Source organism: Candidatus Pantoea formicae (genome assembly GCF_011752625.1).
GTDB lineage: Bacteria > Pseudomonadota > Gammaproteobacteria > Enterobacterales > Enterobacteriaceae > Pantoea > Pantoea formicae.
In genome coordinates, this window is record NZ_VWXD01000004.1 from 358,765 (window position 1) to 374,802 (window position 16,038).

The 16,038-nt window shown below is 52.6% G+C and carries 15 protein-coding genes and 1 tRNA gene; 8 read left to right on the forward strand and 8 right to left on the reverse strand.

Annotation, left to right across the window (positions count from 1 at the left end; genetic code table 11):
- Positions 1-439: 439 nt before the first annotated feature.
- The 4 genes from F3J38_RS14240 to F3J38_RS14255 all read right to left on the reverse strand — a co-directional run bounded on the left by F3J38_RS14240 (position 440) and on the right by F3J38_RS14255 (position 2,798).
- On the reverse strand, positions 440-1,324 hold the full coding sequence (locus F3J38_RS14240; protein ID WP_167139406.1) for an AraC family transcriptional regulator: 885 nt from the start codon (positions 1,322-1,324) through the stop codon (positions 440-442).
- Between the two features lie 192 nt (positions 1,325-1,516).
- Entirely contained in the window at positions 1,517-1,903 is a 387-nt protein-coding gene (locus F3J38_RS14245; protein WP_369411008.1) for a putative T6SS immunity periplasmic lipoprotein, read from the reverse strand.
- Positions 1,904-1,913: 10 nt separating this feature from the next.
- Positions 1,914-2,456, reverse strand: a complete 543-nt coding sequence (locus F3J38_RS14250; RefSeq protein WP_167139410.1) for a type IV secretion protein Rhs — start codon at positions 2,454-2,456, stop codon at positions 1,914-1,916.
- Positions 2,457-2,713: 257 nt separating this feature from the next.
- Positions 2,714-2,798 (reverse strand) — tRNA-Leu (locus tag F3J38_RS14255).
- A gap of 259 nt (positions 2,799-3,057) precedes the next feature.
- On the opposite strand from F3J38_RS14255, the gene F3J38_RS14260 reads away from it, so the two are divergent.
- On the forward strand, positions 3,058-3,573 hold the full coding sequence (locus F3J38_RS14260) for a YjjA family protein (RefSeq protein WP_167139412.1): 516 nt from the start codon (positions 3,058-3,060) through the stop codon (positions 3,571-3,573).
- Positions 3,574-3,822: 249 nt separating this feature from the next.
- Here F3J38_RS14260 and pdxR read toward each other — a convergent pair whose 3' ends face one another.
- A complete protein-coding gene (gene pdxR / locus F3J38_RS14265) occupies positions 3,823-5,205 on the reverse strand; it encodes a MocR-like pyridoxine biosynthesis transcription factor PdxR (RefSeq protein WP_167139939.1) in 1,383 nt (460 codons plus the stop codon).
- Positions 5,206-5,339: 134 nt separating this feature from the next.
- Here pdxR and F3J38_RS14270 point away from each other — a divergent pair, with 134 nt between their 5' ends.
- The 5 genes from F3J38_RS14270 (at position 5,340) to F3J38_RS14290 (ending at position 8,364) form a co-directional block, all read left to right on the forward strand.
- Positions 5,340-5,780, forward strand: coding sequence for a GNAT family N-acetyltransferase (locus tag F3J38_RS14270; RefSeq protein ID WP_167139414.1), 441 nt, complete (start codon positions 5,340-5,342; stop codon positions 5,778-5,780).
- A complete protein-coding gene (locus F3J38_RS14275) occupies positions 5,777-6,382 on the forward strand; it encodes an FMN-dependent NADH-azoreductase (protein WP_167139416.1) in 606 nt (201 codons plus the stop codon). The genes F3J38_RS14270 and F3J38_RS14275 overlap by 4 nt, the downstream gene beginning before the upstream one ends.
- Before the next feature lie 14 nt (positions 6,383-6,396).
- Positions 6,397-6,876 carry a carboxymuconolactone decarboxylase family protein gene (locus F3J38_RS14280; protein ID WP_167139418.1) on the forward strand — a complete coding sequence of 160 codons (480 nt, stop codon included), beginning with the start codon at positions 6,397-6,399 and terminating at the stop codon, positions 6,874-6,876.
- A gap of 95 nt (positions 6,877-6,971) precedes the next feature.
- Complete coding sequence (locus F3J38_RS14285) at positions 6,972-7,607, forward strand: hypothetical protein (protein ID WP_167139419.1); 636 nt, start codon at positions 6,972-6,974, stop codon at positions 7,605-7,607.
- 82 nt (positions 7,608-7,689) lie between these two features.
- Positions 7,690-8,364 carry a MarC family NAAT transporter gene (locus tag F3J38_RS14290; protein ID WP_167139421.1) on the forward strand — a complete coding sequence of 225 codons (675 nt, stop codon included), beginning with the start codon at positions 7,690-7,692 and terminating at the stop codon, positions 8,362-8,364.
- Between the two features lie 145 nt (positions 8,365-8,509).
- Here the strand turns inward: F3J38_RS14290 and F3J38_RS14295 are convergent, their stop codons facing one another.
- Genes F3J38_RS14295 through F3J38_RS14305 form a run of 3 tightly spaced genes read right to left on the reverse strand, consistent with a single transcriptional unit; the run spans position 8,510 to position 12,304 of the window.
- Positions 8,510-9,760, reverse strand: a complete 1,251-nt coding sequence (locus tag F3J38_RS14295; RefSeq protein WP_167139423.1) for a c-type cytochrome — start codon at positions 9,758-9,760, stop codon at positions 8,510-8,512.
- 4 nt (positions 9,761-9,764) lie between these two features.
- Positions 9,765-11,534: a GMC family oxidoreductase gene (locus tag F3J38_RS14300; protein WP_167139425.1), complete on the reverse strand. Its 1,770-nt coding sequence runs from the start codon at positions 11,532-11,534 to the stop codon at positions 9,765-9,767.
- Between the two features lie 38 nt (positions 11,535-11,572).
- Positions 11,573-12,304, reverse strand: coding sequence for a gluconate 2-dehydrogenase subunit 3 family protein (locus tag F3J38_RS14305; protein WP_167139427.1), 732 nt, complete (start codon positions 12,302-12,304; stop codon positions 11,573-11,575).
- Positions 12,305-12,837: 533 nt separating this feature from the next.
- Between F3J38_RS14305 and F3J38_RS14310 the strand changes: the two genes are divergently transcribed.
- Positions 12,838-14,409 (forward strand): ABC transporter substrate-binding protein, encoded by a 1,572-nt coding sequence (locus tag F3J38_RS14310; protein ID WP_167139429.1) that lies wholly within the window; start codon positions 12,838-12,840, stop codon positions 14,407-14,409.
- Positions 14,410-14,527: 118 nt separating this feature from the next.
- On the forward strand, positions 14,528-16,030 hold the full coding sequence (locus F3J38_RS14315) for a helicase HerA-like C-terminal domain-containing protein (protein ID WP_167139431.1): 1,503 nt from the start codon (positions 14,528-14,530) through the stop codon (positions 16,028-16,030).
- The last annotated feature ends 8 nt before the right edge of the window (positions 16,031-16,038 follow it).

Sequence of the window (16,038 nt, forward strand, 5' to 3'; positions counted from 1 at the left end):
TGCCACAACAGCACTTAATGCAAGACTTCTCTTTATATTTCGCATCATCTACCCATTACTTCCTGTAAGGAAAATGACTGTATTAAACCAATAATATATTTTCCGGAGGTTTTAATATTACCCGGATTACGAATCGTTCCCGTCAATGCGCGGCTGTTATACCAACGCGCTAACCTAGGATAGTAAGAATGACAGCCAGGTGCCAACATTTCTGCACCGTGATTTGTGAGAGCGCTGTGTTTTCTTAGGCATTCTGAAGACTATTAATGCAATTACATAAAGATTGGTTCCAAGGTGCAGGTCTGCGGCGACAATCGCTGTGTGCGTTTGTCCGGATTAAACGGTGAAATGGCCCTGCCCGTCGGCTTCGCTGCGGGTGGGCCACTGTGGTTTGAGTATGTTTCAACCGTGCGCGGCACGACAGCGACCAAGATCAATGCTATTTCAGTGGCAAAAAGATATCCGTTACCAATTCATGTTCTGCAACTTCATGCACGAAGTTGTGATAATGAAAAAACAGTGGGAAATCACGTAACTCTTCACCGCTAGCGGGCAGCCAATCGCGATATAAGCTCTGAGCCAGTTCAGTTAATGCGTCATGAGAACCTTGATGACGCAGCACTGCACAGCGCCCACCGGGAATCGCGCTATTGATGACGCCAAACACGTTATCTTCTGGAATGGGTTCATCGACAGAACCGCATAGATGGAACTCGAAGCCATCTGGCGGTGTTAATGTGGGATCGTGTGGAGCGATACCAAATGTCTGGCTACTGCGTACCGGTGAAAAACCGGTGGCTTTGCGCCACGCAATAAACTGCGCGGCGGTTTCATTAATACGGTGCGGCTCACCACGATGCACCAACAACGCGACGCTTGTGGTAGGAAAATCGTGAATGTCGACTGACATGTTTTCTCTCCATTTATGTTGGGGTTGAGGCATGCGTTGATGCCAGTCTATCCATACCGGCTGATGACGAAATTCACTCGGCGTAAGCTTAAAAAGCTGTTTAAAGGCGCGGCTGAATGACTCGGCATGCTGAAATCCGGCATCTAACGCAATATCGATCACTTTCTCATGAGGATTGAATGCCAGCCGATACGACGCCCGTTTTAGCCGCATCAACTGAATGTAGCGCCCCGGCGGAACACCGCAAAACGCGCTGAACTGACGGTGGAAGTGGTATGGCGAAAAGTGCGCCACTTCGCTCAGTTGCTCAAGCAGTAAAGGTTCATCAAGATGCTGATCGATATAATCGAAAACCTTGGTGAAGCGACGCTGATAGCGATGGGTATTGAGGGTGCTGTATTTGTCGATTGGCATGGCATTCTCCTTGAAGGTGAGTATGCCCAAGCGTGCAGGTGTGGGCCTGATGGATCTTGCGGAGTTTGCGGATAATCAGTGGTCATGCTAGGACAGCATAAAAATACGGCTTGGCTGACGTATTGCAAGGCGGCACGTCGTTAACCACCTTGAACGACTGAGCAGACAAAGTTATGGCGGTATCAGGCGTCGCTATTTTGCGCCAGGACTCAGCAATACATGCTGCCCTGTTAGGGAGAAGCCTACTGAGTAATATTTAATATTCTGAGTACCCACCTCAATCAAAGAGTAGTAAAGCGTGTAATTCACATTTTCATTAAATTTAAAATCAAAATTAGGCAGGCAATCACCCTTTTGGACCATTACAGAATAAGGGGGGAGTACTTTTCTGAATGCACTATCATCACTGCCAGCAAACTGGATGGTCGATAGATAAATGGGATCCTGGATTGGAACCATGACACAAAGTTGGTTGTCTCGAAAAGTGGCGTGTGCAGGTTCGTTGATAATGCCTTTATCTCCCGGACCTATGCACGAAGCCAGCAAGGGCACTAAGAATACCATTATGAATTTTTTCATATTAATCACGTTAATCACGTCTCCCTGTGACGATTTTCTTGTAGAGCATTGGAATGTCCTGGAGTCTATCCGTTCCTCTGTACTGTATTACACGATTTATCCCTTTCTGGGAATTCCAGCTCTCCAAGCCATATACTAACAACCACCAATAGTCGGCAATAATGGATGCTTGTTGCTCCAGGGAATAGTCATATAATTCATCTTTATCAAGTTGATAACTATAAGATGCAGCCCAACTCACCAAACCTCTCATTCGAACCCACATGCCCTGTTGGTGCTGCCACACATGTCCCATTTCATGAATGAAAAGATGTTTAGTTTCGTCCTGAACTGCAGAGGAGGAGAAATCATCGCGATAAAGCTCTTTTCTAAACCACAGCTCGCCATTGGGCGTCATTCCATAATTATTTGCTTGTAGTCCAAAAGGTAGATAACTGTCGCAATGGATCCACACTCGGTTATATGAGATTGAATGACCGAAAACACGTTGTGCCATTGCAATCTCTCCCATCGTCATGAGACGTAAAGTTCCCTCTTTTTTTTCACTCTTCATTGAGATACTCCAGATGAATGACTTTTCTGATTGAATTCAATTCTTCAGAAAGGCTATCTGCCAGTTAACGGAGCGGAAACGATAGGGTCATGATGAGGAAATGAATACAAGAAATGGCTTGTTTGTGTGCAGCAGGCTTGCTGCTAGTTCAAGAATCTCATGGCTTTGAGATGTCATTCACACTTAAAGGATTGCCCGGATGAAATTCAGACACAAAAAAAGCCGCTCGTGAGCGACTTAATTTTTGCATCAATCGATGGTGCCGAAGGTCGGACTCGAACCGACATGTATCTCTACGGTTGATTTTGAATCAACTGCGTCTACCGATTTCGCCACTTCGGCACTGAAGAGGATGCGGAAAACGTTGGGGATTATACCGTTACAAACGGAGTGCGCAACTGTAATCGACAGGGTTGTGCACTGACCGTTGAAAAAAACAGCATTCCGCTGATTAACGGCCAAAAAGCTGCCAGTTTCATTGCCTCACGGCCCCTTCAAATGCAGAACATTCTCAAACTCCCCGCTCTTAGGAACTTTCTGTGGTTACATCCCTCTTAACCAAAACTGACGACGTCAGATGTATAAAGACAACGAGGTTGACATGAACAAAGCATCACAACGCATCATTTTGGGATTGGGTATCGCTGCAACACTGGTAGCAGGAAGCGCATCAGCGGCGAGTTGGCAGGATCAGTTGAGCAGCGCTGCCTCACAGCTGTCTCAGCAGAACAACAGTACAAGCACCACCAGCAGCACGCAGAACGGCGGTTTGTCGCTCTCTTCGCTGACCGGTTTGCTCAATGGCGGCGATAAAGCCGTGAGTTCCAACAGTATGACAAATGCTGCCGGTGTGATGTCCTACTGTGTGCAGCATAACGTGGTGGATAACAATGTGGCATCGGTTAAAGATCAAGTGCTGAGCAAACTTGGCCTGAGCAGCCCCGCCGCGCAGGAGCAAAAGACGGATTACCAGCAGGGTCTGCAAGGATTGTTGAACACCGGCAACGGTCAGCAACTCAATCTGCAGAGCTTGAGCAACTCACCGATGGGTGAGAAAGTGAAGACCAAAGCCTGTGATGTGGTCCTGAAACAGGGCAAGAAATATATCGGTATGTAATACCCACCTTCCTGCAACGCGAAATACTTGAGCCAGGATTGTCGATAGCAAGGCGCGAGCTGTCCCTCGCGCTTTTTTTTGTCAGGGTAATAAAATGCATAATACCGCTCACTTAAGCCAATGAGTGCGTATTTAACCCGGTACGCATGAATGCGCACCCTACGAAAACCGCACCGGACAATGTAGAGGCGTCATTCATGGCGACCAAAATGCACTTAAGTGACAAGCACTACGCAATACATTACATCGCTACCGCATCAAGGCACCGGTCTCCTCCACCACTTGCTCCAGTAAACCGACCGCTTGCTCATACGAACGAATATTGGTGTAACCCACCACCAGCCCATAACGTTTTTGCGTTTGCGTATACCAGCCTGAGAGCGGCAACACGCGCAGTTGATGACGCTGCCATATCTCCGCCAATGCCACGTCCTGTATGCCAAGCCGCAGAAAGGCAACAATGTGCATGCCACCATCCGTGAGCTCAAACTCAAACAGCTGAGGAAAACAGTGCTGTAGCGCATCTAACATCATGCGGCGGCGTTGCTGGTACAGGATGCGCATCTTCTTGATATGGCGATAGAAGTGCCCTTCACTGAGAAACTGCGCCAAAATTTTCTGCGGCAGCAGTGGCATACCGGTTTCCAGTATCTCACCCAGCTCACGGAAACGTTCAACGGTCTCTTGCGGCATCACCAGATAGCCCACGCGCATGGCAGGCATAATGGTTTTACTGAAGGTGCCGGTGTAGATCACCCGGTCATGCACATCGAGGCTTTTCAGCGCGGGAATCACTTTGCGTGTGTAGTGAAACTCACCGTCGTAATCATCCTCAATAATCCAGCTGTTATTCTGCTGCGCCCACTCCAGCAACTGATGTTTACGTGGCAGCGATAGGGTCACGGCCAGAGGACTATGATGGGTGGGCGTCACGACCGCAAAGCGTGCGTCCGCGTGGTAACGCTGGAGGAAATCCACATCAACACCGTCACGATCCACCGGCACGTAATTCAGGTTTGGCGCAATACGCTTCAGCAGTTTTTGCCCGAAGAAATAGCCGGGATCTTCAAATAACACCTTGTCGTGAGGATGCGCCAGCACCGCCAGGATCAGCCGCAGATTCGCGCGATAGCCGGTGGTGATGAAGATCTGCTCTGGCTGGCAGTTGAGTCCGCGCGAAATATTGAGGTAGCTGGCAATCGCCTCGCGCAGTGGCGGGTAGCCCATGATGGCGGGCATGATCATCTCATCGGGCCGCAGCGTGCGCGCCGCTTTGCCTGAGATCAGTAGCCACTTCTTGTGCGGGAACTCATCCAGTGCGGGAATGCCCAGCCGCAACTCGCCTTTGCTTTCAATCACAGGATGTTCCAGCACTGTAGAAGGTGGCGCGGTGCTGAGCAGTGCGGCTTCGCCAAGATTCAGCGCAGGGTTCACGCGCGTGCCCTTGGCCCCCTGACTGACAAAGTATCCTTCTCCAATCAGGATCTCGTAGGCGGCCTCCACGGTTTTGCGCGCCACCTGTAATTCATTGGCTAGCACACGGATCGCGGGCACCCGGTCGCCCGGCTTTAAGCGCCCTTCCAGGATTTGATGACGATAACGGATGTAGATTTCTTTGTAGCCCACGTTTATCTCTCGCTCATTCTCCATGTCGCAAGAAATGCGATGCGCCATGTCCTACCTGTTTTCACTCATATTGACCCTTTTCCCTCAGACATAGAAGTTTAAGATGCACCCATCAACCCCACAACTACACACAGGCCGTCATGAAAATTGTTCATTACGCTACGCCCATCGAATTGGCGCGCTGCTATCCGTTGATGTGCGAACTGCGTTCTAAGCTGGCCGATGAAGCCGCATTTATTGCGCAGGCGCAGCGTCAGCAATCACAGGGCTATCGTCTGGTGGGTATCGAACGCAACGGCCAACCGGTGGCGTTGGCAGGCTATCGCCTGCTGGAAAATTTTATTCATGGCCGTTTTTGCTACGTCGATGATTTGGTCACCAGCGCCACCACCCGCAGCCAGGGCTTGGGTGCCGTGCTGCTCAACGGCTTGGCGGAACAGGCTCGAGAGCAAGGCTGTGGCCGCATCGTGCTCGACACGGCGCTGAATAACCATCGGGCACAAAAATTTTATCAACGCGTCGGTTATAGCGCGTTGGGACTGCACTTTTATCGCGATCTCGCTGAGGGAGAAAATTTATGAAACTGCTGCACATTCAGGTCAGCCCGGATCTCGCCGGATCGGCCTCACGTATCGCTTCGGCGCGCTTGGTGGAAAAACTGCGCGCACAGCATGCCGATCTGGAAGAAACCTTTTTGGATCTGGCCCAGCACCCGCTGCCACACCTTGACGCATTCACGATTGGCGCCTTTTTTACCCGTCCTGAGGAGCGCAGCGATGCACAGCGTGCCGCCATTCAGACCTCCGAAACACTGGTGGATCAGCTGTTTGCCTGCGACACCTTGGTCATCTCATCACCGATGTGGAACCTCGGTTTGCCGTCGGTGTTGAAAGCCTGGTTCGACCATATTACCCGCGCCGGAAGGACCTTCGCCTTTACCCCGGAAGGCACCAAAGTCGGGCTGGTTAACGGCAAAAAAGTTTACAGCGTGGTTGCGAGCGGCAGCGTGTTTGCTCAGGGTCCCTTTGTGCAGGATGACCAGTTCACGCCCTATATCCGTGTGGCGCTGGAGTACGTCGGCATCACCGATGTGCACTTTATTCGCGTTGATGGCACCCACGATCCCATCAGCCGTGACACAGCATTACCCCAAGCTCTGCAAGCGATTGACCGTTTATTCTGAATGAGGAAAGCATCATGACTTCACGCGTTAACCATTTTAAAACTGCGCCAGCACTGGCCAAAGCGATGTCTGATTTCTCCAATACGGTGGCCAATACGGCGCTGGAAAAGTCACTGAAGCATCTGATCGACATTCGTGCTTCACAGCTGAATCACTGCGCCTTCTGCCTCGATATGCATGTCAAACAGGCGAAAATTGACGGCGAGCGCGAACTGCGTCTGCACCATGTCTCAATCTGGCGTGAATCTCCGCTGTTCAGTGCGCGTGAGAAAGTTGCCTTTGCGCTCACTGAGGCACTCACCCGTATTGGTGAACATGGCGTAGATGAAGCGCTTTACGCTGAGCTGCGTGAGCACTTCTCGGAGAACGAGATCAGTGAACTGACTTTCAAGATCGCTGTGATCAATACCTGGAACCGACTGATGATTTTGTCGCAGATGGTGCCCGGTTCGCTGGATAGCGCTTACGGCTTGGATCGTGCTGATTTGCGTTAATTTTTCCCGCCAGTAGCAACTGCTGCTGGCGTTGTCATGTTCATCTGCGCTGCCTGAAGCTATAGTGAGATTTTGCACCACACAGGACAGCGCACATGAAAGGCATCAACATTGCGATTTACTTCGATCCCGACCTGATTCGCATCTGCGTTCACCAGCAAGATGACAGCTATCTTAGCCAGACCTTTAATTACGATGACAGCGTGATTGAAGAGATATATCAGTGGCTTGAGCAGTTCACTCCGAATCGCACCCATATTTGCCTGATTGAGCACGATACCGCCGACATCCTTGCCGATGAGCTAGTCGATAACGGCTATCACGTCCACCAGGTCAGCCAACACGATCTCTTGAATTGGTTCGCCAGCGAACCGCCCGCCACGCCTGATGGTTCACCGGTGCGCGCACTGCTGCGCTACCTGGAGAACGAAAAGCCTGCCGAGTATCAGTCGCGTACGCCGCAAATTGAGGCGCTGATGGATATGCTCGATGAGTTGGACGATCTCGAAGGCGTGGATGAAGTCGAAGATGAAGACAACCTGCCGGATGACGTTCTGCGTTTAATGAAGCAGAAAAAGATCACCGCCAATGACGCCGCGCAACGTCTGCTGCCAGAGGTGAATGAGCGTATTCGCGAGCATCTGATCAGTTACCCTGAGTTGATGACGCCAGAGTTGTTGGAGGATTTCTTCCCTGAGCTGCTGGAAGCGCTGGAAACACCGAAGCATTGATGCGTAGCAACCCAGCGCGATAAATCCGCCGCTGCGTTTGGCAGCGGCGCAATGTATTACGCGTTTTTATTCGGGGAAAACCATGCTGGAACTGTTTAAAGCCATCGGGCTGGGGTTAGTGGTGATTTTGCCGCTGGCCAACCCGCTGACCACCGTGGCGCTGTTTCTCGGCCTCGCGGGAGATATGAACTTCCAGGAGCGCAATCGGCAGGCTCTACAGGCGTCGATCTACGTGTTCCTGATTATGATGGTGGCATGGTATGCCGGTAACGCGGTGCTGCACACCTTTGGTATCTCGATTCCGGGCCTGCGGATGGCAGGCGGATTGATCGTCGCCTTTATTGGTTTTCGTATGCTGTTCCCCGCCAAACCCGTGGGTCACTCCGTGGAAGCCGAGCACAAACAGGATGAAATTGACGCCAACGTACAGCGCGAAACAGTGAATATTGCCTTCGTGCCACTGGCGATGCCCAGCACGGCGGGTCCGGGCACCATTGCGATGATCATCAGTTCGGCTTCAACGGTGAAATCGGGCGTGGATTTTCCCGCTTGGGTGGTCGCGGTCGCGCCGGTGTTGACCTTCCTCTCGGTAGCGGTGATTTTGTGGATTTCACTGCGTAGCTCAGGCGCCATTATGAAGCTGGTAGGCAAAGGCGGTATTGAGGCGATTTCGCGTCTGATGGGGTTCTTGCTGGTGTGTATGGGCGTGCAGTTTGTGATCAATGGCGTACTGGAAGTGGTGCGGACTTATCATTAAAACCCAGGGCGCCATAAATGGCGCCCCTACATTGCACAGTGCCTAATTCCATAAATGGCGCACCCAGATTGCGCGGTGCGTAGTTCCATCATTACGGCGTGCAGACGGTAGGGTGCGCATTAATGCGCACCTGGATTTAAACATTTTACTTCAGAGACTTACGTACATCTGCAACCTGATCTTTGGTCACGGCTGGGGCATTGTTGCTCCAACCCTGACGGATAAAGGTCGCCAACTGCGCTACTTCATCGTCAGTCAAACGTTTGCCAAAGCCCGGCATCGCCAGTGTGGACGGCGCTTTCTCGGTCGATGGCTGCTGCGCACCAGCGAGAATAGTGTGGATCAAGCCAGTAGGATCTTTGGCATTGACGATGGTTGCCTGATCCAGTTCTGGGAAGATCCCCGGCGCGCCTTTACCGGTCACGAAGTGACAGGCACCGCAGTTATCGATATACAGACGCTCACCTTCCGTCAGATTTTTCGCTGCGGTCAGTTTGGCTTCTGTCGCCTGCTGCTTCTGCACGTTGTACGCCTGCAGTGGTGGGTTACCACCGATGAACTTCAGGTACGAGGCAATGGCTTTCAGATCGGCATCCGTCATGTGCGAGCTGGAGTGCTCAATCACTGACTTCATTTCACCGCCTACTGCCGCTTTATCGTTACGACCGGTTTGCAGGTAATCAACGATCTCCTGCTCGCTCCAGCGCGGTAAACCACGCAGTGACGGCACGTCCCAGTTGTTCAGGCTGCCACCAGCAAGGAACTGATCGTCACCGCTGTCCAGCGCCTTCTCGTTCATACCTAAGCCGCGCGGCGTATGGCAACTGCCGCAGTGACCGAGACTTTCCACGATATAAGCACCGCGATTCACTTCTTCAGAAGCACCGCCAATCGGCTGGAACGGCTTGTCAGAGGTGAACGCCCAGTTCCAGAAGCGCATGCCCCAACGCTGGCTAAACGGGAAGCTCAGTTTGGTCTCTTCCGGCTGCTCGCTGCTCGGCTTCACGCCTTTCATGAAGTAGACATACAGGGCGTGCATGTCTTCATCGCTGATTTTAGCGTAATCCGGGTATGGCATCGCCGGGTAGAGACGTGAACCGTCCGGCAGCACACCTTTGCGCACCGCATCAGAGAACTGCTGCTCGCTATAGTTGCCGATGCCGTGCTCTTTGTCCGGTGTGATGTTAGTGGAGAAGATGGTGCCGAGATTCGACTCAATCGCCAGACCACCCGCATAATCCGCTTTGCCCGACACGGTATGGCACGCCATACAGTCGCCAAGACGAGACAGATATTCACCCTGCTTGATCAGCGCGGCTTCATCTTCCGCATGAGCCTGTACCGCAAAGCTTCCCAGCAGCACGGCGTTAGCGATTAACAATGATTTTAATTTCATGTGCTTATGCCTGTACCAATGGACCTGGGTTTTTCAGATAGTGTTCTTTGATCGCCTGCGCTGCCATCAGGGTAATCGCGCCGATGGTATCGGTCGGGTTCGCCTGGAAGTTTTGCGGGAAGGCGTTGCCGCCCGGTACAAACACGTTGTGCACATCCCAGCTCTGCAGGTACTTGTTCAGCGCTGAAGTTCTTGGGTTATCGCCCATCACCGCGCCGCCCACGTTGTGAGTAGAAACGTATTTGGTCAGGTCAAAGTCCGCGCCCATCGGCAGGAAGCTCATGCTCATGCTGTCTGGGTTCAGCTCTTTGGCGATATCGCCCACGATGCCTTTCAAATGCTGTTGCAGCTTAAGTTCGTTCTCTTTCCAGTTGAACGTCATGCGCAGCAGCGGCTGGCCACGATGGTCGGTGTAGTGCGGATCCAGATCCAGATAGATATCGCGATACGACTGACAAGTGGTCGTAATGCTGATCTTCATGGAATGGTTGTACCACTCTTCCAGACCCTCTTTGTAACCCATACCCCAGGCCGGCGTGCCTTTTGGCAGCGCTGCCGCCATTGGCGTACCGGTGGCTTGCGAGCTGTGGATCTTCGCGCCGCCAAGGAAGCCGAGGCCTGGGCCATCGAAGTTGCCTGGTGAGATGTCGTTGAACATCTGGCCGGTGGCGCCTGCGGTGGCGTAGGAGTTGAAGTTCTTGTCTTTGAAGAACAGGGTCGCGCCGCCGTTCGACAGGAAGGCATAGTTACGTCCTACCACACCTTCTTCGGTGATCGGGTTGTACGGCTTGCCGATACCCGACAGCAGCATCAGACGCACGTTGTACAGCTGGAAGCTGGACAGCACCACGATTTTGGCCGGCTGGAACACTTCATTGCCATCCACATCGAAGTAGAGAACGCCTTTCGCGGTTTTACCATCGTCGTGCAGAACAACTTTGTACACTTCAGCATGCACTTCGTAAGAGAAGTTAGGCATGCGCTTCAGCGCATCCATCACCGCAGTCTGAGGTGAAGCTTTGGAGTAGTTCAGGCAAGGATATTTCGAGCAGTAACCGCAATAGTTACAAGGCGCGATCTGGTTGCCGTACGGGTTTTTCCACGCGCGGGATACGCACGCAGACGGGTTCGGGAACGGGTGATAACCCAGCTTGGTGGCCGCGTCTTTGAACATCACGTTGTTCAGCGTGTCTTCCAGCGCTGGCAGCGGATAGGGTTCAGAACGTGGCCCTTCAAACGGGTCGCCGCCTTCCAGAATCTGACCGCGCAGGTTGCCGGTGTTACCCGACTGGCCGCAAATCAGTTCAAACTTGTAGTAATACGGCTCGATCTCTTCCCAGGTGAATGGGAAGTCCATCACGCGCATATCGTCCTGCAGGATACCGGGTTTGTAGGCCTGATCGACGTAGGTCTTCAATTTGATATCGGTCGGCGTCGGACGAATCAGTACCGCCGTCCAGTGCATACCTGCACCGCCCACGCCGGTACCTGGAGCAAATGCGCCCCATTTACGCGTCGGGAGTGCCGTCTGGCTCATGTTGTAACGCACGGTGACCGCCACTTCTTTCGGCGTGGCGAACACTTTGTTACGCACGTTATAGGCGTATTCATCTGCCGGTTTCGGGTAAGCGAAATCCGGGTAATCACGTTCGCCGCCGCGCTCTAACGCGCGCACTTCCAGCCCGGCCAATGCCAGTTCGATACTCATCAACGAGCCGGCCCAGCCGAGGCCGCAAACGACGACGTCGACTTCTTTCTTTGTAATCTGTGCCATGTTAAATCCTGTCTCACATACCAAATACGGGGGTGGGCTTAAGCGCGCTCACCCAAGAGGCTGACCGGTCCCAGCGGGTACGGCACGTTGTGCTGCTTCACCCACTCGGTGAAGCTGGCGCGTGCGCCTGGGAAGCCAATCGCAATCCAGGCTTTCATGCCCTTGTTGCCGCCGTACATCGGATCGGCGAGGTAGCCGTGTTTGGTATCTGCCAGTAGCTGACCAAAGAACTGCGAGGCTTTCAGGTTCGGTTCACCCATTGCCGGGAAATCGATACCGTCATTTTTGTTGACCTTGGTCAGCACCGCGTCTTTCTCTTCCAGCGTCAGCTCATGGAAGGATTTGTTGTAAGTGCTCTGCGTCCACTGTTCCACCAGCTTGATGCCCGTGCGATACAGCTCTTGCGGGGTGTAAGGGATCTGATACCCCATGGTGGCTGGCGCGTGCACGTCGAACGGACCCTGCATGTAAATTTCGCCGCCAAACTCTGGGCTGTGCAGTTGCTGATCGATAAAGATCGGCACATTGGTTTCCAGCGCGCCAGGTGCTTTGCCCTTACCACCGGCCGGAATCAAACGGTCGGTCGCGGCCAAAATAAACTGCCACTCCTCTGCGCTGAAAAAGATCGGTTTGTAATCGGCGAGTTCCGGTGCGGCCATTTCCGCAGCTTGCGCTGCAGTCAATCCCTTCAATACCAGGTCGCTTAATGGCAAAGCCAATAACGACCCAAGTAAAAACTTACGTCTGGTGGTCGGTTTATTTAGAAGCATGGCGCGACGACTCTCACTTGCTAAGAAAGATAATTATTTTTGTTAATGGCTTTATAAATCGGTAAAGAACCTGGCAATCTTAGGGATACAGATATTTCTGAATGTAAAAATTAAATTAAGGATGTGTTTTGATGAGAAACCATCATGATGTTGAATTTCGGTTACAGGCAGGTAAAGGGCTTTCGAGGGATGAATTGGACTTTTAACCGTACAATTGCTGTGTTTTTAGCAATTCAGGATGGGCAAATGACCAAAATTGATCGCGCAAAGAAATAATCGCTCAATTCAATCGATAAAAATAAATCATACTTCCATACAAGAGAATTATTCTCATTAATAACATTTTATTTACTTAATTGACCAGTACATGAACGATCTATTTCCTGGAAATGACAGGCGGCGCACAAAATAAGTGAAATAATCGCCGAATGTTATCATTTGTTAATTTCTGGCACAGCTCAGAACAAACCGGCATTTTGCCTGAGCGGCAGCAGCGATAGAGTCAATTTATCTATCACTCAGGAAAACAATAAATGCGTGCATTGATTTTGTTGGTCACTTTATGGAGTAGTGCATTCGCCTTGCAGGCTGCCACACCGAAAGACACGCTGGTGGTCGCGGTACCTCTGGATGGCATCATCAGCTTCGACCCCGCCGAAAGTTTTGAAACCGTCAGCAACAGCGTGCAGCGCAATATCTACCAGACGCTGGTGCAAGCCGATCGCGATACGCCACAGAAACTGGCACCGCTGCTGGCGACATCCTGGCAAAGTGGCAGTACGCCGCACAGCCTGGTGTTTAACCTTAAACCGGGTGCCCGCTTCTCCAGCGGCAATGCGGTGACGCCGCAGGATGTGATTTTCTCACTGACGCGTGCTGTGCAGTTGAACAAAGCACCCTCTTTTATTCTCGCCGAGTTTGGCTGGACCAACGAGAACATCGCTAGCCAGTTTAAGGTGCTGAATGATCACCAGCTGGAAATTCAGTGGCCCGCGCAGATCGGTCAGGATTTGGCGCTGCGCCTGCTCACCGCACCGGTAGCCTCGGTGGTGGACAGTAAAACCGTGCAGCAGCATGCGATGAATAATGATCTGGGCAATGGCTGGCTGCACACCAACACCGCTGGCAGCGGCGCGTTTACGATTCAGCAGTATGTGCCACAGCAGGCACTGGTACTGAGCGCCAACCCGCAAGCCAACCCGCAGCCACACCTGAAGCGTATTTTGCTGAAAGGCGTGGCCGATGCTGGGGCGCGTCGCCTATTGATTCAGCAAGGCGACGTCGATGTGGCTTATCAGCTTGGCCCCGATCAAATTGATGCATTGAAGAGTGATAAAAACCTGCGTATCGAAGCGTTCCCTTCAAGCCTGGTGTATTACCTGGGCTTCAATACGCAGAACAAAGCGCAACCCGCACTGGGTAATCCTGCCCTGTGGGAAGCAGCGCGCTGGTTGGTGGATTACCAGTCCATCTCACAAGATTTGCTGAAAGGTCAGTATCGCATTCATCAGAGTTTCCTGCCGCAGGGCTTTGACGGCGCGCTGGAGAACCAACCGTTCCATTATGATGTAGCGAAAGCCAAAGCGATATTAGCCAAAGGCGGGATTAAACTGGGCAGCAAGTTTGCGCTGACGGTGATCAATCAGCCGCCGTACATTGATGTCGCGCAGGCGCTGCAGGCCAGCTTTGCCAAAGCGGATGTGCAGATTGAGTTGCAACCGGTGGCGGAATCCGAGTTGTGGAGCAAGATGCGCGGCCGCGATTTCCAGTCGATCTTTATCTACTGGGGTGCGGATTACGTTGACCCGAATACCAATGCTAGCGCCTTTGCTTACAACGTGCCGGGCGGCTCAAAAACATTGGCGTGGCGTGTCGGCTGGGAGATTCCGGAACTCAGCGCCAAAACACGTTCCGCAGCGGGCGAAAGTGATGCCGCCAAACGCCGTGCGCTTTACACCGACCTGCAAAATACCGTGCAGCAGAACTCTCCGTTTGTGGTGATGCTGCAGGGCGCGCAGCAGGTGGCGGTGCGGAACAACGTCAAGCATGTGCAGCAAGGGATTGGCGTGAGCTTGCTGTTCTTTGATGTAGTGCAGAAGCAGTAAATTCTGTTGATGGGGGGAATGGCTTCCCCCATCAACACTTTCAATACAATCTTCATCCTTCCCCTCGCATCGCTTGCTATTCTTTCTGGCATAACCTGTTGCCTGCGAGTGAAAAAATATGACCACCCCGTTGCTGATTGCTCAAACGCCTGACATCCAGTTATCCCTGCTTTCCAATATGGCGAACCGCCACGGCTTAATCACTGGTGCCACCGGCACCGGTAAAACCGTGACGCTGCAAAAAATCGCCGAGTCTTTCTCCAATATCGGCGTACCGGTGTTTATGGCCGACGTCAAAGGCGATCTCACTGGCGTGGCGACCGCCGGTGAAGGCTCGGAAAAGTTACTGGCGCGGTTGGAAAAGATTGGCGTCACCGACTGGCAGGCCCAGAAGAATCCGGTGATGGTATGGGATATTTTTGCCGAGAAAGGCCATCCGGTGCGCGCCACGGTATCCGACCTGGGTCCGCTGCTGCTGGCACGCTTGCTCAACCTTAATGAAGTGCAATCGGGCGTGCTGCAAATCATCTTCCGCATCGCCGACGATCAAGGTTTATTGCTGCTGGACTTCAAAGATTTGCGCGCTATGACGCAATACATTGGCGATAACGCCAAATCCTTCCAGACACAGTACGGCAACATTAACAGCGCCTCGGTAGGTGCCATCCAGCGCGGCTTACTGGCGCTGGAACAACAAGGCGCTGAGCACTTCTTCGGCGAGCCGATGTTGGATATCCGTGACTGGATGCGCTGCGACAGTGAAGGCAAAGGCTTCATCAACATCCTGTCCGCTGAGAAGCTGTATCAGATGCCCAAACTCTATGCCACCAGCCTGCTGTGGTTGCTGGCTGAGCTGTATGAACAGTTGCCGGAGGCGGGCGATCTCGATAAGCCGAAGATGGTATTCTTCTTCGATGAAGCGCACCTGCTGTTTACCGACGCGCCGCCGGTATTGTTAGAGAAAGTAGAACAGGTGATCCGTCTGATCCGCTCCAAAGGCGTCGGCGTCTATTTCGTCACGCAGAACCCGTCGGATATCCCTGACAACGTGCTCGGCCAGCTAGGCAATCGCGTGCAACATGCCCTGCGCGCCTTCACGCCGAAAGATCAGAAAGCGGTGAAAAGCGCCGCCGAAACCATGCGCGCCAATCCGGCTTTCGATACAGTAGAAGCCATTCAGGCGCTGGGAACTGGCGAAGCGCTGATTTCATTCCTCGACGAAAAAGGCAGTCCGTCGATGGTGCAGCGTGCCATGGTGATCGCGCCCGGTTCACGCATGGGGCCGGTGACGCAGGATGAACGTAATGGCTTAATCAATAACTCACCGCTGTACGGAAAATACGACACCGAAGTGGATCGCGAATCCGCGTTTGAGATGCTGCAAAAAGGCGTGCAGGCCGCCCCGCAGCAGGCCAATGCACCAGAAGCCAAAGGCAATAATGTCGAGGTCGACGATGGCATTCTCGGTGGCTTGAAAGACATTTTGTTTGGCTCAACCGGACCGCGCGGTGGCAAGCGCGATGGCGTGGTGCAAAGCGTGGCAAAAAGTGCAGCGCGTCAGGTCACTAACCAGATCATTCGCGGGGTACTGGGGAGTTTGATGGGCGGCCGCCGTCGATAATTGTCCTC